Source organism: Streptomyces sp. NPDC001270 (assembly GCF_042896695.1).
Classification (GTDB): domain Bacteria; phylum Actinomycetota; class Actinomycetes; order Streptomycetales; family Streptomycetaceae; genus Streptomyces.
The window spans coordinates 278,372-299,430 of record NZ_JBIAXM010000007.1 but is presented as its reverse complement, the minus strand read 5'-3'; the positions used below and the strand labels follow the sequence as shown (position 1 = coordinate 299,430).

18 protein-coding genes, 1 tRNA gene and 1 pseudogene are annotated in these 21,059 nt (G+C 72.7%); 5 read left to right on the top strand and 15 right to left on the bottom strand.

The genetic code is table 11. From position 1 onward, the window contains the following. Positions 1–35: 35 nt before the first annotated feature. Positions 36–848, bottom strand: coding sequence for an SAM-dependent methyltransferase (locus tag ACFY2B_RS14895; protein ID WP_390763520.1), 813 nt, complete (start codon positions 846–848; stop codon positions 36–38). Between the two features lie 166 nt (positions 849–1,014). Next, positions 1,015–1,824, bottom strand: a complete 810-nt coding sequence (locus ACFY2B_RS14890; RefSeq protein WP_390763519.1) for an alpha/beta hydrolase — start codon at positions 1,822–1,824, stop codon at positions 1,015–1,017. A gap of 194 nt (positions 1,825–2,018) precedes the next feature. On the opposite strand from ACFY2B_RS14890, the gene ACFY2B_RS14885 reads away from it, so the two are divergent. The 3 genes from ACFY2B_RS14885 (at position 2,019) to ACFY2B_RS14875 (ending at position 5,101) form a co-directional block, all read left to right on the top strand. After that, positions 2,019–3,203 (top strand): thiolase family protein, encoded by a 1,185-nt coding sequence (locus ACFY2B_RS14885; RefSeq protein ID WP_390763518.1) that lies wholly within the window; start codon positions 2,019–2,021, stop codon positions 3,201–3,203. 214 nt (positions 3,204–3,417) lie between these two features. Further along, positions 3,418–4,191 carry a sulfite exporter TauE/SafE family protein gene (locus tag ACFY2B_RS14880; RefSeq protein ID WP_390763517.1) on the top strand — a complete coding sequence of 258 codons (774 nt, stop codon included), beginning with the start codon at positions 3,418–3,420 and terminating at the stop codon, positions 4,189–4,191. A 151-nt stretch (positions 4,192–4,342) separates the two neighbouring features. Beyond that, positions 4,343–5,101, top strand: a complete 759-nt coding sequence (locus ACFY2B_RS14875) for a cobalt-precorrin-6A reductase (RefSeq protein WP_390763516.1) — start codon at positions 4,343–4,345, stop codon at positions 5,099–5,101. A 33-nt stretch (positions 5,102–5,134) separates the two neighbouring features. On the opposite strand, the gene cobF is transcribed toward ACFY2B_RS14875, so the two are convergent. Next, complete coding sequence (cobF, locus tag ACFY2B_RS14870) at positions 5,135–5,908, bottom strand: precorrin-6A synthase (deacetylating) (RefSeq protein ID WP_390763515.1); 774 nt, start codon at positions 5,906–5,908, stop codon at positions 5,135–5,137. A gap of 55 nt (positions 5,909–5,963) precedes the next feature. Continuing rightward, the gene (locus ACFY2B_RS14865) at positions 5,964–6,497 is read right to left on the bottom strand and encodes a DUF309 domain-containing protein (RefSeq protein ID WP_390763514.1); all 534 of its coding nucleotides are present in this window, start codon (positions 6,495–6,497) and stop codon (positions 5,964–5,966) included. A gap of 132 nt (positions 6,498–6,629) precedes the next feature. On the opposite strand from ACFY2B_RS14865, the gene ACFY2B_RS14860 reads away from it, so the two are divergent. Continuing rightward, a tRNA-Pro gene (locus ACFY2B_RS14860) sits at positions 6,630–6,703 on the top strand. 72 nt (positions 6,704–6,775) lie between these two features. Here the strand turns inward: ACFY2B_RS14860 and ACFY2B_RS14855 are convergent. After that, positions 6,776–7,504 carry a ThuA domain-containing protein gene (locus ACFY2B_RS14855; protein WP_390763513.1) on the bottom strand — a complete coding sequence of 243 codons (729 nt, stop codon included), beginning with the start codon at positions 7,502–7,504 and terminating at the stop codon, positions 6,776–6,778. A 165-nt stretch (positions 7,505–7,669) separates the two neighbouring features. On the opposite strand from ACFY2B_RS14855, the gene ACFY2B_RS14850 reads away from it, so the two are divergent. Beyond that, a complete protein-coding gene (locus ACFY2B_RS14850; RefSeq protein WP_390763512.1) occupies positions 7,670–9,379 on the top strand; it encodes a glycoside hydrolase family 9 protein in 1,710 nt (569 codons plus the stop codon). 442 nt (positions 9,380–9,821) lie between these two features. On the opposite strand, the gene ACFY2B_RS14845 is transcribed toward ACFY2B_RS14850, so the two are convergent. The 10 genes and pseudogenes from ACFY2B_RS14845 to ACFY2B_RS14800 all read right to left on the bottom strand — a co-directional run bounded on the left by ACFY2B_RS14845 (position 9,822) and on the right by ACFY2B_RS14800 (position 20,881). Continuing rightward, complete coding sequence (locus ACFY2B_RS14845; protein WP_390763511.1) at positions 9,822–10,721, bottom strand: N-acetylglucosamine kinase; 900 nt, start codon at positions 10,719–10,721, stop codon at positions 9,822–9,824. Continuing rightward, positions 10,718–11,740 (bottom strand): SIS domain-containing protein, encoded by a 1,023-nt coding sequence (locus ACFY2B_RS14840; RefSeq protein ID WP_390763510.1) that lies wholly within the window; start codon positions 11,738–11,740, stop codon positions 10,718–10,720. Before ACFY2B_RS14840 ends, ACFY2B_RS14845 begins: the two co-directional genes overlap by 4 nt. 273 nt (positions 11,741–12,013) lie before the next feature. After that, positions 12,014–12,772, bottom strand: coding sequence for a GntR family transcriptional regulator (locus ACFY2B_RS14835; RefSeq protein ID WP_390763509.1), 759 nt, complete (start codon positions 12,770–12,772; stop codon positions 12,014–12,016). A gap of 272 nt (positions 12,773–13,044) precedes the next feature. Then, on the bottom strand, positions 13,045–14,019 hold the full coding sequence (locus ACFY2B_RS14830; protein WP_390763508.1) for an NAD-dependent epimerase/dehydratase family protein: 975 nt from the start codon (positions 14,017–14,019) through the stop codon (positions 13,045–13,047). Then, positions 14,016–14,801, bottom strand: coding sequence for a sugar phosphate isomerase/epimerase family protein (locus ACFY2B_RS14825; protein WP_390763507.1), 786 nt, complete (start codon positions 14,799–14,801; stop codon positions 14,016–14,018). The genes ACFY2B_RS14830 and ACFY2B_RS14825 overlap by 4 nt, the downstream gene beginning before the upstream one ends. A gap of 77 nt (positions 14,802–14,878) precedes the next feature. Then, the gene (locus tag ACFY2B_RS14820) at positions 14,879–16,564 is read right to left on the bottom strand and encodes an ABC transporter substrate-binding protein (protein WP_390763506.1); all 1,686 of its coding nucleotides are present in this window, start codon (positions 16,562–16,564) and stop codon (positions 14,879–14,881) included. A 46-nt stretch (positions 16,565–16,610) separates the two neighbouring features. After that, positions 16,611–17,828: an ABC transporter ATP-binding protein gene (locus tag ACFY2B_RS14815; protein WP_390763505.1), complete on the bottom strand. Its 1,218-nt coding sequence runs from the start codon at positions 17,826–17,828 to the stop codon at positions 16,611–16,613. Beyond that, entirely contained in the window at positions 17,825–18,880 is a 1,056-nt protein-coding gene (locus ACFY2B_RS14810; protein WP_390763562.1) for an ABC transporter ATP-binding protein, read from the bottom strand. The genes ACFY2B_RS14815 and ACFY2B_RS14810 overlap by 4 nt, the downstream gene beginning before the upstream one ends. Positions 18,881–19,069: 189 nt before the next feature. Then, positions 19,070–19,903, bottom strand: a pseudogene (locus tag ACFY2B_RS14805) (ABC transporter permease); the annotation flags it as partial. A gap of 3 nt (positions 19,904–19,906) precedes the next feature. After that, positions 19,907–20,881: an ABC transporter permease gene (locus ACFY2B_RS14800; protein WP_390763504.1), complete on the bottom strand. Its 975-nt coding sequence runs from the start codon at positions 20,879–20,881 to the stop codon at positions 19,907–19,909. Between the last annotated feature and the right edge of the window lie 178 nt (positions 20,882–21,059).

Below are 21,059 nucleotides of genomic sequence, written 5' to 3'. Positions count from 1 at the left end.
CCTCCAAGACGGGGCTCGGCTGCTCGGTCCGGGGGTCAGGGTTTCACGGCCACCACACCGAACTGCGGGACCGCCGCGGGGGAATCGGGTCCCGCGCGCCACTGCGAGCACGGCACCAGACCCGGTTCGAGCAGGTCCAGGCCGTCGAGGAAGCCGGCCACCTCGTCCTTGCCGCGGGCGATGATGGGCGGCGTTGCGTTCTCGTTCCAGAACTCCATGGCGGCCACGTTGCCCGCGCCGCCGAACTCGGGGTCGTGGGTGGGGTGCGTGAGCACGAGGTGGCTGCCGGAGGGCACCGCCGCCATGACCCGGCGCACGATGTCCCGCGCCTTGTCCGTGTCGAGTACGAAGTTGAGGATGCCCAGCATCATCACCGCGACCGGCCGCGACAGGTCGAGGGTCTCGGCGGCCCGTCGCACGATCGCGTCCGGGTCGTGCACATCGGCGTCGATGTAGTCGGTGACTCCCTCGGGACTGCTGGTGAGCAGCGTGCGGGCGTGCGCCAGCACGATCGGGTCGTTGTCGACGTACACGATTCGTGACTCGGGCGCGATCCGCTGCGCTATCTCATGGGTGTTGTTCACCGTCGGCAGTCCGGTGCCGATGTCGAGGTACTGCCGCACCCCGCGCTCGGCGGTCAGGTACCGCACCGACCGCCCCAGGAACTCGCGGTCCGCGCGCGCGACCGCCCTGATCACCGGGAACAGCCCGGCGACATGCTCGCCGACCTGCTGGTCGACCTCGTAGTTGTCCTTGCCGCCGATCCAGTAGTTCCAGACCCGCGCGTTGTGCGCCACGGAGGTGTTCAGCTTCACCGGCCCGTCCGCAGGGGGGTGCCCCTCGCTCACGTCTCCGCCCTTCTCATCTGCGGTTGTCCGCCGACATTCTGCCGTCCGGTGATCGCAGCTGTCCCGGGAATCGGACACCGGGTGGCCCGGACCGGTCGGGCGGTGCCGGGCGGACGCCCGACGCGGGTGCGGGTGCCCGGGGCCGGAACGGGGCAAACGTCGCGGCTCACGCCGGCAGCACGCCGTCCAGGAAGCGGAGGAGGTCCGCGAAGACCTCGGCCCGGTTCGTCTCGTTGAACACCTCGTGCCGGGCCCCGGGGTAGATCCGCTCGGTCGCCGTGCCGGTGCTCAGCCGTGCCACGCCGGGCCGGCTGCCCGCCTCCGGGACCAGCCGGTCGTCGGCGCCGTGCAGCCACAGCACGGGGAGCGGGCCGACGGGACCGTCCGCGGCCACGGTCCCCAGGGCGCGGGCGAACGCGAGGAGCGTCGGCCGTTTCATCGGGCCGTGCCAGACCAGTGGATCGGCGGCGTACGCGGCGCCCACCGCGGGGTCGCGGGAGAGGGCCGCCGGGCTGATGGGCGTGTCCGGGACGGGGTCCTGGGCGAGCAGCCGTCCGGGCAGCTTCCAGGCGCCGATGACCGGGCCGGACAGGACGAGCGCGGCGAGTTCCCCGGCGTGGCGCTGGGCGTGGCGGGCGGCGACGAGACCGCCCATGGAGTGGCCGATCACGACCAGCGGCAGCCCGGGACGCGCGGCGCGGGCGAGGGTGGCCACGGCATGCGTGTCGGTGACGACGTCCTCGAAGTCCTCGATCAGCACGCGTTCGCCGGCCGACCTGCCGTGGCCCAGGTGGTCCGGCCCGAACACGGCGGCACCGTGCCCGGTCAGGACGTCGGCGAGCTGGTCGTAGCGGCCGGTGTGCTCGCCGTACCCGTGCACCACGAGGGCGAGGTACCGGGGTGCCGGGTGCGGCCACTCGCGTGCGACGAGCGTGCCCCGGGTGCCGGTCAGAGTGTGTTCGCGGGCGGGGACCACGGTGCCTCCGGCTGCCTCGTGACGGTACGGAAGGTACGGAAGGGATGGAGCGGGCGGAAGGGGTAGAAGGAAGGGAAGGTGCTCGGAAGGTGCGGGGAGATCTTCCCAGTGGTTCGGCGGGCGGTCTATAGTCATAAAACTAGCAGCGCTAATTAAGGTGGCCGGTCCACCGCGCCGTAGTCAGGAGCCCCGCCATGCGCCCCGTCCACTTCGCGGCCGCCCGCCGCACCCCCATCGGCAAGCTGCGCGGAGCGCTCTCCGCCGTGCGGCCCGACGACCTCGCGGCGGCCGTGATCCGCCGCCTGGTGGCCGACGCGCCCGCGCTCGACCCGGCCCGGATCGACGACGTGTACTGGGGCGCCGCCAATCAGGCCGGCGAGGACAACCGCAACGTCGCCCGGATGGCCGCGCTCCTCGCCGGCCTGCCCGAGACCGTGCCCGGCGCCACCGTCAACCGGCTGTGCGCCTCCGGCCTGGAGGCCGTCACCACCGCCGCCCGGACCGTCGCCGCGGGCGAGGCGGACATCGTCGTCGCGGGCGGCTCCGAGTCCATGAGTCGCGCCCCCTTCGTGCTGCCCCGCCCGGACGAGGCCCTGCCGCAGCGGATCGAGACCGCCGACACCCGCCTCGGCTGGCGCCTGGTCAACCCCGCGATGAAGGACCTCCACGGGCTGCTGTCCATGGGGGAGACCGCCGAGGAGGTCGCCGACCGCTACGGCGTCCCGCGTGAGCGCCAGGACGAATTCGCGCTGCGCAGCCACCGCCTCGCCGCCGCGGCCCGCAGGGACGGCCACTTCGACGACGAGATCCTGCCCGTGCGGCGCCCGGACGGTGTCGTCGTCGACAGCGACGAGTGCATCCGCGAGGACACCTCGCTGGAGAAGCTGGCCGGGCTGCGGCCGGTGTTCCGCCAGGGCGGCACCGTCACCGCGGGCAACGCCTCACCGATGAACGACGGCGCGGCCGGACTGCTGCTGGTCAGCGAGGAGGCCCTGGAGGAACTGGGGCTGGAGTCGCTCGGCCGGTACGTGGCCGGCGCCTCGGCCGGTGTCCACCCCGATGTGATGGGCATCGGACCCGTGCCCGCCACCCGCAAGGCGCTGGCCCGGGTCGGCTGGAAGACCGGCGACGTCCAGGAGGCCGAGTTCAACGAGGCATTCGCCGCGCAGGCCCTGGCCTGCGTCGATCAGCTCGGTATCGACCCCGGCCTGGTCAACCCGAGCGGCGGGGCCATCGCCCTCGGCCATCCGCTGGGCTGCTCGGGCGCCCGCATCCTCACCACTCTGCTGCACCGCATGCGCCGCACCGGGGCCCGGCGGGGGCTCGCGACCATGTGTGTGGGAGTCGGGCAGGGAAGTGCGGTGCTGGTGGAGCGGTAGCGCTCCACCGGGCGCCCGCGGCGACGCGTCGCCCCCGGGCTCTCGGCTTCGCTCGAACGGGGGTGCCCCCAGGCGGCGGCGTCGTGGCCGGTCGTGCGGATTCCCGTGCCGCTCCCGGTACCGCCGTCCTGGTGCCGGCCGGCGTGGGTGTCACGGCCGACAGGCGAGACGTCCTTACGCAGGGCAGATGCGTGGGCATAGCATCGGTCCCCGCATGAACACGATGACGCTCTGGCACATTTCAGCATGGGAGTACGCCGCGCTCGCCTTCGCGGCGCTCCTCGTCGGCTTCTCCAAGACCGCGGTGAGCGGCGCCAACACGGTCAGCCTCGCCGTTTTCGCGGCGGTCCTGCCCGCCCGCGCCTCCACCGGTGTGCTGCTCCCGGTGCTGATCGCGGGCGATCTGCTCGCCGTCGCCACCTACCGGCGGCACGCCCACTGGCCCACCCTGTGGCGGCTGTTCCCCGCCGTCGCAGTCGGCGTGGTGACCGGCACGCTGTTCCTGCTGTGGGCCGACGACGGGATCGTACGGATCTCGATCGGCGCGATCCTGCTGCTGATGGCCGCGGTCACGCTCTGGCGGCGGCGCCGCGCCGGCACCGAGGAGGCACCGGACCCGATCGCCACCCGGGCGGGCCGCGTCAAGGCCCGCTCGTACGGCGTCCTCGGCGGCTTCACCACCATGGTCGCCAACGCCGGCGGACCGGTGATGTCGATGTACCTGCTGTCGGCGGGCTTCCGGAAGCTGGGCTTCCTGGGCACGTCGGCGTTCTTCTTCCTGATCGTGAACGTGTCCAAGGTGCCCTTCAGCGTCGGTCTCGGCCTGATCGACGGACGTTCGCTGCTCCTCGACGCCACACTCGTCGTGTTCGTCGTGCCGGGCGCCTTCATCGGCAGATGGGCCGTGGACCGGATCAACCAGCGGCTGTTCGAACAACTGGTGATCGCGGCGACGGTGGTGGGCGGCGTCCAGCTGCTGCTGCGCTGACGGCCCACGGCCGCCGCCCGGGGACGCGGGGCAGGCCCGCGAACGAGTCCCGTCGTGAGAGGGGGCCGCGCGCCTCCGCCGCTCGTCCTGCCTCTCGCCCCTCCGCGCACCAGGACGGCCCCAGCCACCGGCTTCCCGTACCCTCACTCCCATGCCCGCGAACGTCCTGATCCTCGGCGGCACCACCGAGGCCCGGCTGCTGGCTGCCGAGCTGGCGGCCCGCCCCGGGGTCCTGGTGACCACCTCGCTGGCCGGGCGGGTGACCCGGCCCACGGCGGTCGCCGGAGAGGTGCGCACCGGCGGGTTCGGCGGGGCCGAGGGGCTCGCCGCCTGGCTCGCCGAGCGGCGGGTGGACGCCCTCGTGGACGCCACGCACCCCTTCGCCGCCCGGATCACCGCCCACGCGGCGCGGGCCGCGGCGACGGCCGGAGTGCCGCTGGTGGTGGTGCGCCGCCCGGGCTGGCGGCCCGTCGAAGGCGACCGCTGGCACCCGGTGCCGTCCCTGGCCGCCGCCGCGGGCGCGCTGCCCGGGCTCGGCCGCCGGGCCTTCCTGGCCACCGGCCGCCTCGGCCTCGCCGCCTTCGCGCACCTGAGCGCAGTGCACTTCGTCGTACGGTCCGTGGAGCCGCCCGAGCCGCCGCTGCCGCCGCACACCGAAGTGCTGCTGGCGCGCGGCCCGTTCACGGTGCCCGACGAGTCGGCCCTGCTGCGCCGGCACCGGATCGACGTCCTCGTCACCAAGGACAGCGGGGGAGCGGCCACGGCCGCCAAACTGACGGCCGCCCGCGAACTGCGGCTGCCCGTGGTCGTCGTAAGCAGGCCCCCGTTGCCCGCCGGGGTGACGGCGGTGCCCGACGTACCGGCCGCGCTGGCGCGGCTCGGCCTCACCCCGCCGCCGGCGACGGCCTGAGCCGGCCGCCCGCGGTGCCTCGTCCCGGCGCCGTCAGCGGTCCCGCGGGTTGCGGCGCAGCAGATACGTGTCCATGATCCAGCCCTTGCGCTCCCGGGCCCGGGCACGCAGCCGCTCGATGCGCGGTCCGGCCTCCGCGACCGGACCGGAGTCCAGGATCTCGTCCGGGGTGCCCAGATAGGCGCCCCAGTAGATGTCGACGTCGTCGCCCGCGTACCGCTGGAACGCCTGCTGGGAGTCGAGCATCACCACCACGTCGTCCACGTCCTCGGGGAAGCCCTCGGCCAGGCGCCGACCGGTGGTGATCTGCACGGGCCGGCCCACCCGGTTCAGACCCGTGCGGTGCCGGGCGGCGAGCGCCGAGACACTGCTGATGCCCGGCACCACCTCGTACGTGAAGCGCACCGCACCCCGGGCCAGCACCTCCTCCAGGATCCCGAGCGTGCTGTCGTACAGCGCGGGATCCCCCCACACCAGGAACGCGCCGGTCTCCTCCTCGCCCAGTTCCCCGGCGATCAGCCGCTCGTAGATGTCGGCGCGGGCACCGCGCCACTCCCCGACGGCCGGAGCGTACGCCGTGCCGCCCGCGCCCCGGTCCCGTTCCGGGTCGCGCGCCTCCACCAGCCGGTACGTCCCGGCCGGAAGGTGCGCGTCCAGCAGTTCCCGGCGCAGCCGGCTCAGGTCGCTTTTCACCTCGCCCTTGTCGAGCAGGAAGAACACGTCGGTCCCGCGCAGCGCCCGGACCGCCTGGAGGGTGAGCTGCTCGGGGTCGCCCGCGCCGATGCCGATGACATGAATGCGTCGCACGCCCCGAGTCTGCCCCATGCCCGCGGCCGTCCGTGCACGGCCGTCCGATCCGGCGCTACGCCGGCCGCCGCCCGCGCAGCCCAGGAGCGAGCGCGGCGGCCTCGACGGGCTCCCGGTCCCGCTCCACCACGCCGGCCAGCTCCCGCGCCCAGGCCGCGAGCCCGGCGACGTCGATCCCGTAGGGCCGGGCCGGGCCGCCGCGGGCGGCATACTCCTCGACCGCCGCCGCTCCGCGCCCGAGCAGCCGCGCCCCGCCGGTGGCGTTGCCCCGGGCCGCGTGCGTGAGGCCGACGGCCAGCTGGGCCAGCCCCCGCCACAGGGTGCGCTCGTCGTCGGGCCCGGACTTCCAGGCGTCCTCGAACACCTCGTGCGCATGGAACGGTCTGCCCGCGTCCAGCAGCACCTGCGCCTCCGCAACGGTCTGCCACGGCGTGCGCACGATGCCCTCGGGCTGACGTGCCACGCCGTCCGCGCCGTACGGCAGGGGCCGTCCCAGCCCGTCCCGGGGCCGTGCGTTGCGCGCCCGGCCCGCGTCGTCCCGGTCCCGGGCGCCGCTCGGTCCGCCCGGGGTCGCGTCCGTGGTTCCCATACGGCGATTGTCCCCCGGTGGCGCCCCGTTCCCCACCGGTGCGGGCGGCCCCGGCGCCGTTTTCGGCGCGCCCCGGCAGGTGGGGTAAAGTGCTCCGTGCGCGATCACGCGGAACACCGCGGGACGGCGCATCGGGACGTGGCGCAGCTTGGTAGCGCACTTGACTGGGGGTCAAGGGGTCGCAGGTTCAAATCCTGTCGTCCCGACTTTGTGAGGGAACAGGTCAAAGGCCGTACCGGGGTCCGCCGGTACGGCCTTCGGTCGTTCTTCCGGGTGCGTCAGGGGCCGATGGTCCGGGCGTTGCCGAGGGGCCAGCGGGTGGACCAGGAGGCGATGTCCTCGTCCGGGACGCCGGCCGTCCAGAGGACGGCCTGCCGCACCAACTGGCGGAACCAGGGGTTGCCCCAGGCCCGCGGGTCGTGTCCGAGGGCCGTGTAGCAGACCCGGCCCGCCCCGTGCGCGCGGGCGTAGGCGACGGGTTCGGGGCCGCGGGGGGTGTCCCGCTCGGCCAGCACGTCGAGGCCGGGCCCGCAGTCGACCAGGTAGTACTCGTCGTCGATGGCGAAGTCGTCGAGGTAGCGGGTGACCGGGTGGCCGGGGCGGACCCGGACGTCGAAGCGGCCCTCGGATCCGGCGTCGCCGTGCGAGAGGTACCGGGAGCCGATCAGGTCGATCGCGGCCCGGTCGGCCTCGACGCCGCCGGGGCCGAAGCCGAAGAGGTTGCTGGCGTGCACCGCGACCACGCCCTTGCCGCCCGCCACGAGATCGGACAGCGCACGCTGCTCGGCCGCGTCGAACCGGGGGCCCGAGAGGTACAGGACGTACACGTCGGCCTCGGCGGTGGCCGGCGGGGGATCGGTGAACCGGCTCATGCCCACGCCCCGCGCCGCCGGGAGGCCGGCCTCGACGGCGATCTCCTGGAGCGCCAGCGCGGCACCGATGAGGTCGTGGTGCACGTCCGTGCCGTCCACCAGGACCAGCACGGACGGGACGGCTCGTAGCTTCAACGCCCACCTCCGATGTCACCGGACGCCCTGGGTGCCCGGCGGTGCGGATCTACAGGCAGTGACACTACCAGTAGATACCAATCAATACATTCAGCAATACCACTTGTACCAGAGATGGACGACGAGTAGCGTCCCGCCCATCCGCGCTACCCCTGGAGAGCAACTGTGCCGACCGTCCTCACCAGCCACCTCGGATACAACACGGCAGCGTCGAAGAAGGCGGTGGTACGCAGCCACGAGCCCGTCGACGTACGCTCGGCGGCCCTCGTCGAGGCAGCCACCGGCGTCCGCACCGAACTGGCCCCAGGCCCCGAAGTGACGGTCGACCGCTGGTCGCTCGGCACCTTCCGGCGCATCGACTTCAGCCACGTGCGCACCGCGGGCGAGTACGCCGTCGAGATCACCACCCCGGAGGGCACGTACCGTTCCGAGCCGTTCCCGATCCGCGACGGCCGTCTCCAGGCCGCGACCCTCTCCGACTGCCTCAACTACTTCAAGGCGGTGCGCTCCAGCGGCGAGATCGACCGCAAGGACCGCGCCGCCCGCTTCTACGGCGACGATTCAGGCCGCACCGTGGACGCCCGCGGCGGCTGGCTCGACGCGTCCGGCGACTTCAGCAAGTTCCTCAGCCACCTCAACTACACGCGGATGATGAGCCCCCAGCAGACGCCCCTGTGCGCCTGGGCCTTCCTCGCCGCCCGCGACGAACTGCGCACCGCCCACCCCCGGCTGGCCGAGGCGCTGGGCGTCCGGCTGCGCGACGAGGCCCTCCACGGCGCCGACTTCCTGGTGCGTTTCCAGTCCCCCGAGGGCTACTTCTACACCGGGATCTTCGACGCCCTCACCAAGGACCTGAACGAGCGCGTCATCAACGCCCCCCTCCAGGACAGTGTGCGCACCCAGCGCTGGCAGGCCGCCTACCGGATGGGCGGCGGCCTCGCCGTCGCCGCACTGGCCCGCGCCGCGACGGCCGAGGACCACGGCGACTTCACCGCGCAGGAGTACCTGGCCGCCGCGCGCCGCGGCTTCGCGCACCTGGAGGAGCACAACACCGACTACCTGTACGACGGCACGGAGACCGTCCTCGACGACTACTGCGCGCTGCTCGCGGCGGCCGAACTGACGGCCGCCGTGCCCGAGGAGGAGCGCGCGCCCTTCCTCGCCGCGGCCGAGCGGCGCGCCGCGTCGCTCGCCGACCGGTACACCGACTCGGGCCGTGGCTTCGGCTACCTGCGCGGCGACGCCGAGGGCCGCCCGTTCTTCCACGCTGCGGAGCCGGGCCTTCCGGTGGTGGCGCTGCTGCGGTTCGCCGAGGTGTGCCCCGGCTCCCCGCTCGCCGACCGCGCCGTGGAGACGGCGCTCACGCTCGCGAAGGACGCCGCGTTCCTCGCCGACGAGGTCGCCAACCCCTTCGGTTACGCCAGGCAGTTCATGCAGCCGAAGGGCGAGGAACCGCGCACCGGGTTCTTCTTCCCGCACGAGAACGAGACCGGCTACTGGTGGCAGGGCGAGAACGCCGGCATCTGCTCCACCGCCTACGCGGCCCTGCGCGCCGCCGCCCTGCCCGCCTGCGACGAGCGGCTGCGCGCCCGGCTGCGGGTGCTCGCCGAGGACCAGCTCCAGTGGGTGGTCGGGCTCAACCCGTACGACAGCTCGATGATGCAGGGCCGTGGGCGCAACCAGGCCGAGTACTCGGCGGTGTACCAGAACGTTCCGGGCGGCATCCTCAACGGGATCACCGGCGGGGTGGAGGACGAGCACGACATCGCCTTCATGCCCGAGGAGCAGGTGGCCGCGGGGGTCACCTGGCGGTGGGCCGAGCAGTGGATTCCGCATTCGGCGTGGTTTTTGCTGGCTGCCTCCGCCGGGCGCTGAGCGCTTGGCTTTGGCAGGTGGGGTTTGTTGGGTGTCTGCGGGTGGGGTGTGGGGGATTGCGCAGTTCCCCGCGCCCCTGTGGGGTGGTTGGGGAGTGGGGGTGTCTGCGGGTGGGGTGTGGCTTTTTGCGCAGTTCCCCGCGCCCCTATGGGGTGGTTGGGGAGTGAGGGTCGTCTGCGGGTGGGTGGGGGCTGGTCGCGCAGTTCCTCGCGCCCCTAGGGGGTGGGGGCGTGGCTGGTTGAGTAGGTCGTCGTGCTCTTGTGGGGGTGTCTGCGGGTGGGGCGTGGTTGGTTGCGCAGTTCCCCCGCGCCCCTGGGGGCGCGGGGGAACTGGATGTGTAGTGTCCTCGTGTCTCGGGGGGATGGGGGGTGTGGATGGGTGTGGGTGGGTGTGTTGTTCTCTGTGTTTCTGTCGGGTGTGGGGAAGGGGTTGTTTTCCCTGGTCAGGGGGTGAGGCCGAGTTTGTGGTGGGCGAGGGTTACCGCGCCGGTCACGGGGGGTGTGTCCAGGAGGCGTAGGGTCAGGTCCGGGTGTGTGGTGGCCAGCCGTGCCCTCAGGCGGTTCGTCAGCCCCGGCTGGCGTGTCAGGACGGTGCCCGCCGCCACCACCGTCCCGCCCACCGCGCCGCGCCGGGTCAGGCGGTCGACCAGGGTCTGGAGGTGGGCCGCGGCCTCGTCCACCACCCGGGCCGCCAGCGCGGAGCCGGCGTCCGCGGCCCGGAACACGGCCGGTGCGCCGGGACCCCAGTGACCGGGCTCCGGACGGTCGTTGACGATCCGGGCCAGCGCCGGCGGGTCCGCGGCGCCGAAGTGGCCGAGCAGCGCGGCCAGGAGGCCGTCGTCCGGCAGACCGGCGTCGTGGGCCGCGAGGACGGCCCGGGTCGCCTCCCGCACGATCCCCGGTGCGCTCGCCTCGTCGCCCAGCACCCAGCCCCAGCCGCCCGCGAACAGCACGTTCCCGGCGGCGTCCGCGCCCACCCCGATGGAGCCGGTGCCCGCGATGAGGCCGATGCCCCGGTCGAGCCCGGCGGCGGGCACCAGCAGGGCGGCGTCGTTGACGACCGCCGCGGGCACCCCGGCGGCCGCCGTCACGGCCTCGGCCAGCCGCGCACAGTGCTCCTGGGTGTCGCAGCCCTGCGCGCCGACGCCGACGGCGGCGAGTTCGTCGCTGTCGGGCACCGTGGCGGTCAGCTCCCGCAGCAGACGGTCGGCCGCGGCGTCCACCGGGGACGCGTCCCAGCCGTCGGACGCGCACCGGCGCTCCGCGCGCAGGGTGCCGTCCAGCGCCACCACCCGGATGTCGATCTTCGTGCCGCCCACGTCGGCACCCGCGACCACCTTCACTGCCGCGGCTCCCCGCTCGTCACCTTGGTGTCGGCGTTGTGGAAGACGAACTCCTCGACGTCCACGCCGCGCAGTCGGGCCACCGCCGCCACCAGGATCTGGGTGACGAGGACCTCGGTGACGGCGCGTTGCGCGGGCGGCAGCGCGGGCAGCCGTACCTGGTGGACACCCGGCGCGGCAGGGATCCGCTCGGCGGTGACGAGGACGGCGGGATGGCCGGAACCGGCCAGTGTCTCGGCGGCGGCCGCCTCCCGAGCCCCGCCGAACAGGACGTGCACGCTGCCGCCGGCCGACTCCATCGAGCCGTGCAGGTACTGCCGGGTGCTCATGCCCGTCGACTGGATCCGGGCGATCTCCCGGAACAGCAGGGCGCTCTCCTCGGCGGAGCCGACCGACGGTCCGGCGCCGACGAAGTCGGCCGAGGTGACCGTGGTGAACAGTGGCGCGAGCGCGTGGACCTGCTCCGTCACCTCCCGCTCGGTGGCCGCGAAGACGTCGCCGAGTTCCGCCCAGCCGGGATGGATCCGGCCGCCGTCCCAGGCTTCCGCGAGCAGGCCGGCCGCCGCGATGGTCGCGGTGAAACCGATGGTGGAGGCATAGCTGTCCGGAATGTCGCCGAGGCCCAGGAGCACCGTGGCGGTGTCGGCGATGGGCGAGGGGACGGCGTTGACGACGGCGTACCGCTGGGCCGGGTCGACGGATTCGAGGACGGCGACCGTCTCGGCGCTGCGGCCGCTCTGGGAGACGCCGAAGACCGGGTGGTCGCTGCGGGGAAACGGCAGCGGATGGTCGCCCGCGCTCAGCCTCCAGGAATGGATGCCGCGGCTGCGCAGCTGCCAGACGGGCGCGCAGACGGCGGCGAGGCTGGCCCCGATGCCGACGAAGACCGGGCCGGGACCGGCCAGCCTGCCTTCCTCCGCCAGGGCGGTCACCCGCGCGGTCAGCCGGCCCACGGCTGCGGCCAGCTCCGCCGCCTGCGTCGCGCGGGCCGCCGCGTAGGTGATGTAGCCGTCGGTCATGTCTGCTCCGTTCTGAGGACGGTGGGGGCGGGCGTCGCCGCAGGCGCGGCTCCGGCCCGCACTGCGGGGGTCCGGTGGTGCCCCGGCCGTGTGTCGGCCGGGGCGGTCGGGTCGGGCGACGTGGACGCCCGGGCGGCTTCGGCCGCCTGCGGGGGCGGGCGGAGCCGCCCCGGCACGGTCAGGGGTGCCGGAGCGGCTCCGGACCAGGGTGGGACCGGCGGGGCGCGGCGGCGCGCCGCGGCCGTCCGGCGGGCCGAAGCGGGGCCGGCCCTCTCATGCCTCGGCGCTCCGGCTGAAGGAGGTGCGCAGCCGGTAGCGGTCGCCGGCGTAGCGGATGGCGGAGGACAGCAGCGGACGGTGCGCGGGGTCGCGGACGATCTGACGCATCTCCAGGACGGGGGTCCCGGCCGCGATGTCGAGGTGTGCGGCGAGGTCCGCGTCGGCGGCACGGGCCTCGACGGTGGTCTCCGCCTGGGCCGGCCGCCGCCCGCGGGCGGTGAGCACGTCGTAGAGCGAGGCGGTGGTGAAGTCGATGTCGTCGAAGTCCCCGGCCACGTCGGCGGGCAGCAGCGACTGGTCCACGGCGATGGGGACCTGGTCGAGCATGCGCACCCGGTCGAGCCGGTAGACCCGGGTGCCGGGGGCGATCTGGAACGCCTCGGCCTCGTCGTAGGTGCACGGGCCGAGACCGCGGCGCAGTACGCGCGAGGTGGCGGTCAGGCCCATCCGGTGCGCGGTCTCGGAGAAGGACTCCAGGGTGTTGGGCCAGTCGCCGCGCTCGGCGCGGGTGACGTACCAGCCGCGGCCGTGCGCGGGCCGCAGCACTCCTTCGTCGACCAGCGCGGTCAGTGCCTTGCGCAGCGTCACCCGGGAGATGGCGAGCATCTGGCACAGCTCGCGCTCCGGGGGCAGCCGGGAGCCGGGCTTCACCTCGCCGTTCCTGATGCGGGTGAGCAGGGCGGCCTTGGCCTGCGCCCACAGCGGCTCGGGGTACCCGGCGGGCAGCGCCCCGGTGTCGGCTCCGGTGGTCATGCGTCCACCCCGTGTCCGAACCGGGCACCCGCCCGGGCTGCGCGGGGCGCGGGAAGCCGGGTGCCGTGCGTACGGGGGAGCAGGCCGCCCCGCGAGTCGTGGAGACCGACGCCGATCACTTTCTCTGCTTCCCTTTCGCCTTCTTGGTCTTCCCTCGTGGACCGCCCGTGGCTGTCGGCGCGGATCGACCGAGTCCTTGATACCAAGTGGTGTTGCTGTGGTCTTATACAGGTTAGCGCAATGTACGTCATGGTGGTGAGGTTTCCGTCCCGTCATGCCTCGCCCAGCAACCGGTCCATGGCCCGGTCCAGGGCGGGGTCGACGACCTGGAGTTCCGGATGGGCGTCGTAGTGGGCGAGCACCTCGCGGGCGCCCTCGGCGAACGGCACCTCGGGCGCGAACCCGGGCACCAGCCTGCGCAGCTTGGCGGTGTCGAACAGCATCGAATGCCGGAAGTCGTGCTCCAGCACCTCCCGCCAGCCCGGCACCTGCTCGCCGAACGCCTCGCTGGCCGCGTGCCGCAGCACCGGCCGGCGCACCCCGGCCGCGGCGGCCAGCGCCAGGTGGATCTGGTCCCAGGTCAGCACGTCACCGCTGACCACGTTGACGCTCTCGCCGAGGGCGTGGCCGTTGCCGAGCAGCGGCACGAAGGCACGGGCGAAGTCCCGGGAGTGGGTCAGCGACCACAGCGAGGTCCCGTCGCCGTGCACCACCACCGGCCTGCCCCGGCGCATCCGGTCGATCGCGGTCCAGCCCGCGAGGCTCGGGATCACCGTGCGGTCGTAGGTGTGGAAGGGCCGCACGATCGTCAGGGGGAAGCCGCGGCTGCGGTACGCCTCCTCCAGGAGCAGTTCGCAGGCGATCTTGTCCCGCGGATAGCCGAACTCCGGTTGGCTGCGCGGGCTGGATTCGGTGATCGGCAGCTGCGGCACCGGCCGGGCGAAGACGGAACAGGTGCTGATGAAGACGTACTGGCCGGCCGAGCCGTCGAACAGCGCCGGATGACCGCGCACGTCGTCGGGGGTGAAGCCGACCCAGTTGACGACGGCGTCGAACTCCGCGCCGCCCAGCACACCGGCGAGCGCCGCCGTGTCCCGCACGTCGGCCCGCAGCGCCCGGACCCCGGGGGCCGGCTGTCGGCGTGGCTCGCTCCGCGTGACGACCGTGACGTCCGCGCCGCGGCGGGTGGCCTCCGCGGCCGCGGCCGAGCCGATCATGCCCGCGCCGCCCAGGAAGAGGACCCTCATGTTTGTGTCTCCGTCCCCGTCGCGCGGGCGCCGGACAGACCACGCCCCACCAGGTGGTCGCGGCTGCGGCGCAGCGCCTCGAAGGTGTCGATGTGCAGTCGCTCCAGTTCGACGATGTGCCAGCGGACGCCGGACGGCACACTCAGCACTCGGCCCCAGTCGATCCGGCCCTCGCCGATGGGCACCATGACGTCCTCCTCGTAGCTGACGGCCGGCCCGTCCTTGATGTGGACAAAGCGCACCCGCTCGCCGAGACGGGCGATCACCTCGGCGGGGTCGGCGCCGCCCAGCACGGCCCAGTAGGCGTCCAGTTCCAGGAGCACCCGTGGATCCAGTTCGTCCAGCAGCAGGTCGTACGCGGGCCGCCCGGCGAAGACCTGGGAGAACTCCGCGAAATGGTTGTGGTAGGCGATCCGCATGCCGCGGGCCGCGGCCCGCTCGGCCGCCTCGTTCACCCGCTGGGCGCCGCGGCGGAGCGCATCGGGCGAGGCGAACTCCTCGCGCTCCATGCTCCACACCAGGACCTCGGCGCCCAGCTCCGCGTTCTGGTCCAGTACGGCCTCGGCCGCCGGGCCCGCGGGGAACGGCGCGTGGGCGCTGGTGAGCGTCAGGCCGGCGGCCTCGACGGCGGCCCGCACCCGGGCCGGACCGAAGTGCTCCACCAGGCCGTAGGTCTCGATGCCCGTGTAGCCGAGGGCGGCGAGCCGGGCGAGGGTGCCCTCCAGGTCGGCGCGGGCCTGCCGGAGGACGGTGTACATCATGACACCGAGGTCTGCGGGCATCGTTCCTCCTTGGACGGTCGCCCGGGCTGCGCGGGCCGGCGGGGCCGCGGCGGGTGTGCCGCGGCCCGTGCGGACGCTCATCGGGGCTTCAGCCGCAGCGCCACCACCGGGTTCGGCACCGGGCTGAAGTACGGATCGTCCGCCGACGGGAAGCCGCTGACCTTGGCGGTGCTCCAGTCGCCGTAGGAGCCCCAGTAGAACAGCGGTATCCACGGCAGGTTCTCCACGAAGATCCGCTGGATCTTGTCGAGGATGTCCTGCCGTTCCTTGTCCGTGCTCGCCTCGGGGTACTGCTTGAACAGCGCCGCGGCCTCCGCGTTGCGGAACCGCTCGATGTTCTGATAGGTCGGTGTGGCCTTGCCGACCGGATAGTAGAAGTTCGGGTTCATCGTGTCGTTGTAGAACGAGAACGCGCGCGGCGCGGAACCCACCGGGTAGCCCATGGTGGAGTCGAAGTCGCCCCGGGCGGTCAGGCCGTTGATGTCGTTGACCGATGTGGTGTCGACCGTGAGCTTGATGCCGATGTCCTTCAACTGGGAGACCAGCACCTGCACGCGCGAGGCGATGTCGGTGTAGGAGGACGGGAAGCTGATGGAGAACTCCACCCGCTTGCCGTTCTTCTGGTAGTAGCCGTCGCCGCCCTTCGCATAGCCGGCGTCCGTCAGCGTCCGCTCCGCCTTCGCCTTGTCCTGAACGAAGTTCACGCCCTTGTACTGGGCGGCGACCGCGCTCTCGTAGGCGGGCATCGGCAGGCCGGTGACACTGGTGGCCGGCGAGTCGTGCGTGGCCGCGGCGATCTGCTTGCGGTCCACGCCGAGGCTGATGGCCTGGCGCACCGCGAGATCGCTGAGCGGCCAGCGCTCCAGGTTCGGGATCAGACCGTCGGTGCCTGCCAGCGGTGTCCAGTAGTGGTTGTCCTTGCTGCGCGCGAGATACGTCTTGTCCGCGTTGGCGATGTAGGAACCACCCCAGTCCACCTGGCCCTGGACCAGCGCGTTGGTCATGCTCTGGTTGTCCTTGTAGGCGACGAAGCGAATGCTGGTGACCTCGGGCCTGGTCTGCCAGTAGCCCTCGTTGCGGTCGAGGACGAAGCTCTGCGTGGAGAACGAGGCCAGCTTGTAGGGGCCGGTGCCGACCGGGTTCTTGTCGGTGTACTTTGTCGGATCGCCGACGGTGGACCAGATGTGCTGGGAGACGATCGGCGCGGACACGATGTTGGTGAAGAACTGCTCGGAGGGTTTGGCGAAGGTCATGACGACCTCGTCGGCGCCGTTCGCCTTGACCGAGTCGAAGGCGATGCCCAGGACGTTGAGCCCCGGGTACTTCTTCAGCATCTCGAAGGTGAACACCACGTCGTCGGCGGAGAACGGCTTGCCGTCCGTCCACTTCACTCCGGTCCGCACGGTCAGGGTCAGCGTCCTGTTGTCGCCCGACCACTTCCAGCTCCGGGCGAGCCAGGGGATGTCCTTGCCGATGTCGACGGTGTTGATCTGCACCAGTGGCTCGTAGATGAAGCCGCCCTGGCCCTGGTTGGTGTAGGCGAGGGTGTTCGCCGACTGGGCGAGGAAGGGGTTGAAGACCTGGGTGAGGTTGTCGGCCTGTCCGGAGACGGTCAGCGTCGACGAGCCGCCGGAGCCGGACGGCGAACAGGAGGCAAGCGCGAAGCCGGCGGAGACCGCCAGGGTTCCGGCGAGGACGCCGCGTCTCGTCGGGCGCGCGGCGTGCGTCAGGCCCGTCGACAGCGACGAGGGTGAGATGGTCACGGTGTGTCTGCTCCTCAAGTGTGCTGGTGCGGAGGGTGCTTGACGTTCAGCGGGCGGCGGGGCCCGGGCCGTCGGCCGGTGCGGGGCCGCCCGCCGGTGCGGCGGGGCCCGCGACGGGACCGGCCGGCACGCCCGCTTCGTGCTGCCCGGCGGACGCGGTGAGCCCGGCGACGGCCGCGGCGTTCTCGGCCCGCCGCGCGGCGGCCTCGGAGTCGTCCGCGTACAGCCAGCAGCGCGCCGCATGGCCGCCCGGCAGGGTGAAGGAGGGAGGCGCCTGACGTGCGCAGCGCTCCATCGCGAACGGGCAGCGCGGGTGGAACCTGCAGCCCGGGGGCGGGTCGATGAGGCTGGGCGGCCGGCCGATGTCCCGCACCCGGGCCGCCCCGGCGCGCGAGGGGTCGGGCGCGGAGGAGATCAGCAGCTGGGTGTAGGGGTGCGCGGCCTGCTGGGTCACCGCCTCCGACGGGCCGGACTCCACGAGCTGCCCGGCGTACATCACCGCGGTGTCGGCGGCGAAGTACCGTGCGGAGGCGATGTCGTGGGTGACGTACAGCATCGCCGCGTTGCGCTCCTCGGTGAGGCGGCGCAGCAGGTTGAGGATGCCGAGGCGGATGGAGACGTCGAGGCTGGAGACGGGCTCGTCGGCGAGGAACACCGCCGGGCTCGCGGTCAGGGCGCGGGCGATCGACAGCCGCTGGAGCTGGCCGCCGGACAGTTCGTGCGGGTACTTCTCGGTGAACTGGTTCGCCGGTACGAGGTTGATCTGCGCCATCAGGTCGTCGATGACCGCAGCCTGCTCCCGCCGGCTGGTGCCCGGGTGGTGCAGCGCGACCGCCCTCCTGAGCGTGCTCGCGATGGTCGCCACCGGGTTGAAGGAGGCGAAGGGGTCCTGGAGGATCAGCTGCACCTCGCTGGTGTACGTGCGAAACGCCCGGCCCCTGGTGGACCGCACCGGCGCTCCGTGCAGCCGGATCTGACCACTGGTCAGCGGATGCAGCTGGGCCAGCAGCCGGGCCAGGGTGGACTTGCCGGACCCCGACTCGCCGACCAGGGCGGTGATCCGTCCCGCGTACAGGCTCAGCGACACACCCTCCACGGCGTGCACCGTCCGCCCGCGCGCGGCGCCCCGGGGGAGCACGCTGCGCACCGGGAACCGCTTGGTGACCTCCACGGCCTCGAGCACCGGCCGGTCCGCCGGCCGTTCCGTTCCGTCGGGGCCGGCCGGCCGCGGGGCCGTGCCGCCGTTCGTCTCGTCGGCGCTCACTGCTTCTCACCCATCGCGAATCGGTCCTCGCTGTCCTCGGTGTCGTCGCCGGTGGCGCCGGGGCCGGGCCCGGCGTCGGCGTACTGCAGGCAGGCCGCCCTGGCGGCGCCCCGGCTCGGTTGCCCGATGTCGTAGAGCACGGGCGCGCGCACCGAGCAGTCCTCGAACGCGACCGGGCAGCGCGGGTGGAAGGCGCATCCGGAGGGCATCCGGCGCAGGTCGGGCGGTGATCCGGTGATGCCGGTGAGTTCGCGCTTGGGGCCGCCGAGGGTCGGGAACGAGGCGAGCAGGCCGCGGCTGTAGGGGTGCCGGGGCTGCCGGTAGAAGTCGTCGGCCGCGGCGGTCTCGACGATCCGGCCGCCGTACATCACGGCGATGGTGTCGGAGAGTTCGATCAGCAGCGACAGGTCGTGCGTGATGAACACGACCGAGAAGCCCAAGGTGTCCTTCAGCTCCATGATCTTCTCGATGATCTGGCGCTGGATGACCACGTCGAGTGCGGTGGTGGGCTCGTCCATCACGATGATCTCGGGGTCCAGGGCGAGCCCGATCGCGATCATCGCGCGTTGCCGCATGCCGCCGGACAGCTCGTGCGGGTAGGCGCTCGCGCGGTCGGCCGGGATGCCCACGACGCCGAGCAGTTCGACGATCCGGGCGGCCCGCTCCTGGCGGGTCATGTGCGACCGGTGGGCGGCGAGCACGTCCTCGATCTGCTCGCCGATCCGCATGATCGGGTTGAGCGCGTGCATGGCCGACTGGAAGACGATCGACAGCTCCTCCCAGCGGAACGCGCGCAGTTCGCCGTCGGCCATCGACAGCACGTCCACGCTGCTGCCGTCGGGTGCGGTGTAGCGGATCTCGCCCCGGGATATCTCCGCGGGCGGCTTGTGCAGCCGGGTGATGGCGTACGCGAGCGTGGACTTGCCCGACCCCGACTCGCCCGCGATGCCCAGCACTTCGCCGCGGCGCAGGGTGAACGAGACATCGTCGACGGCCCGCACACTGCCGCTCTCACTGCCGTACTCCACGCACAGCCCGCGCACGTCGAGCACGACATCGGTGCTGTCCTGGGTGAACGGGGCGGGCGTCGGCCGCTTCGCCGGTGTGGTGCCGCGGTGGGGCCTGCGGGTGCGCGGCCGGGCGGCCTGGGCGCGCTGGGCCTTCCTGGTGCCGATGCCGGCCTGCCTGAGGCGCGGGTTGATGAACTCGTCGATGCCGAAGTTCACCAGCGACAGGGCGGTGCCGAGCAGCGCGATCGCGAGGCCCGCGGGGACGAACCACCACCAGGCGCCGGTGAGCAGCGCGCTGTTGACCTGTGCCCAGTACAGGATGGTGCCCCAGGACCACTGGGTCACGTCGGTCAGGCCGAGGAAGGCGAGGCTGGCCTGGGTGAGGATGGCGGCGGTGACGGTGCCGAGGAACGAGGCGGCGATGACGGCCACCTGGTTCGGCAGGATGTCCCTGAGGATGATCCGGGAGGTCCGCTCACCGGTGGCGCGTGCCGCCTCCACGAAGTCCCGTTTGCGCAGCGACAGGGTCTGGGCGCGCAGGACGCGGGCGCCCCACGCCCAGCCGGTGACGGAGATGACCAGGATGATGCCGAGCGAGCCGCTGTGCGGCAGGTACGCGGCGAGGATGATCGTCAGCGGCAGGGCGGGCAGCACCAGGAAGACGTTGGCCAGCAGGGAGAGGAGTTCGTCGCCCAGGCCGCCCACGTAGCCGGCCGTGACGCCGACGAGGACGGACAGCACCGTCGTCACGATCGCGGCGCCGAAGCCGACCGCGAGCGAGGCGCGCGCTCCGTACAGCATCTGGGAGAGCACGTCCTGCCCGTTCTGGGTGGTGCCGAGCAGATGGGCGGCGGAGGGCGCGGCGGTGACGGTGTCGCTGACGGCCGACGGGTCGTACGGCGCGATCCACGGGCCGATCACGGCCAGCACCGCGAAGACCACGGTGACGACCAGGCCGGTGCAGGTCAGGGGCGAGCGGAGCAGACGCCGCCAGAGCCGGGCGGGACCCGCCGCGGATTCGGTCGGCGCCTCCGCCTCGGCGACGGCGGCGGCAGTTACGGCCATGGATCAGCTCTCCCTCGTCCTCGGGTCGAGGAACACGTAGGCGATGTCGGCGAGCAGGTTGGCGACCAGCACCAGGACGGTGATCAGCAGGAAGACGGCCGACATCAGCGGATAGTCGGCGGCCTGGGCGGCCTTGAACAGGACCGTGCCGATACCGGGGTAGTTGAAGACGACCTCGGTCACGATGGAGCCGCCGACCACGAAACCGAGTGACATGGCGAACCCGGAGAACGACGGCAGCATCGCGTTGCGGGCGGCGTAGCTGTACATCACCCGCCGCCGCGACAGGCCCTTGGCCTCGGCCAGCCGGACGTAGTCCTCGCTCAGCGTGGTCACCATCATGTTGCGCATGCCGATCAGCCAGCCGCCGACGGACGCGACGACGATGGTCAGTGCGGGCAGCACCGCGTAGTAGAGCGCGCTGGAGATGAACCCGCCGCTCAGCCCGACGGTCTCGGTCACCGCGTAACCGCCGGAGAGCGGGAACCACTTGAGGGTGATCGCGAAGACCAGCACCACGATGATGGCGAACCAGAAGTACGGGATCGAGGAGAGGAACGTGGTGACCGGCACCAGGGAGTCGAGCCAGGTGCCGCGCTTCCACCCGGCGAGCATGCCGAGCGCGGTGCCGATGACGAAGCTGAGCACGGTGCAGACGCTGATCAGGATGAGCGTCCAGTACATGCTCTGGCCCAGCACGGAACCCACCGTGGACGGGTAGTACGCGTACGAGATCCCGAAGTCCCCGGTGAACACGCTGTGCCAGTAGCTCAGGTACTGGTGCCACAGGCTGGCGTCCTGCTGTCCGAACAGCACCCGGAGCGCCTTGACGGCCGACGGGCTCAGCTTGCCGTGGAACTGGTTGATCAGGTTGTCGGCGGGGTTGCCCGGCATGATCCGCGGGATGACGAAGTTGAGGCTGATGGCCGCCCACGCGGTCAGCACGTAGAAGCAGAGTTTCCGCAGCACGGTGCGCATCTGTCAGTGCCCTCCCGGACGGCGGGCCGCGCGAACGGCTCGACGGGTCCCGTGGCGGTCCCGGTCGCCGAGGTCTGCGCCCGGTCGTCCGCCGGGCTTTCCGTCCCCTGGCGCGTTCCCGGCCGCGACAAGGTCGCCGCGGCCGATCGCTGCCGAAAGTGGCCCCATGTGCGCGTCT

Coding starts and splice junctions, on each gene's coding strand:
- ACFY2B_RS14885 (WP_390763518.1), top strand. CDS start 2,019: ATGCGCCCCGTCCACTTCGCGGCCGCCCGCCGCACCCCCATCGGCAAG.
- ACFY2B_RS14880 (WP_390763517.1), top strand. CDS start 3,418: ATGAACACGATGACGCTCTGGCACATTTCAGCATGGGAGTACGCCGCG.
- ACFY2B_RS14875 (WP_390763516.1), top strand. CDS start 4,343: ATGCCCGCGAACGTCCTGATCCTCGGCGGCACCACCGAGGCCCGGCTG.
- ACFY2B_RS14865 (WP_390763514.1), bottom strand. CDS start 6,497: ATGGGAACCACGGACGCGACCCCGGGCGGACCGAGCGGCGCCCGGGAC.
- ACFY2B_RS14840 (WP_390763510.1), bottom strand. CDS start 11,740: ATGACCGACGGCTACATCACCTACGCGGCGGCCCGCGCGACGCAGGCG.
- ACFY2B_RS14835 (WP_390763509.1), bottom strand. CDS start 12,772: ATGACCACCGGAGCCGACACCGGGGCGCTGCCCGCCGGGTACCCCGAG.
- ACFY2B_RS14830 (WP_390763508.1), bottom strand. CDS start 14,019: ATGAGGGTCCTCTTCCTGGGCGGCGCGGGCATGATCGGCTCGGCCGCG.
- ACFY2B_RS14825 (WP_390763507.1), bottom strand. CDS start 14,801: ATGCCCGCAGACCTCGGTGTCATGATGTACACCGTCCTCCGGCAGGCC.
- ACFY2B_RS14800 (WP_390763504.1), bottom strand. CDS start 20,881: ATGCGCACCGTGCTGCGGAAACTCTGCTTCTACGTGCTGACCGCGTGG.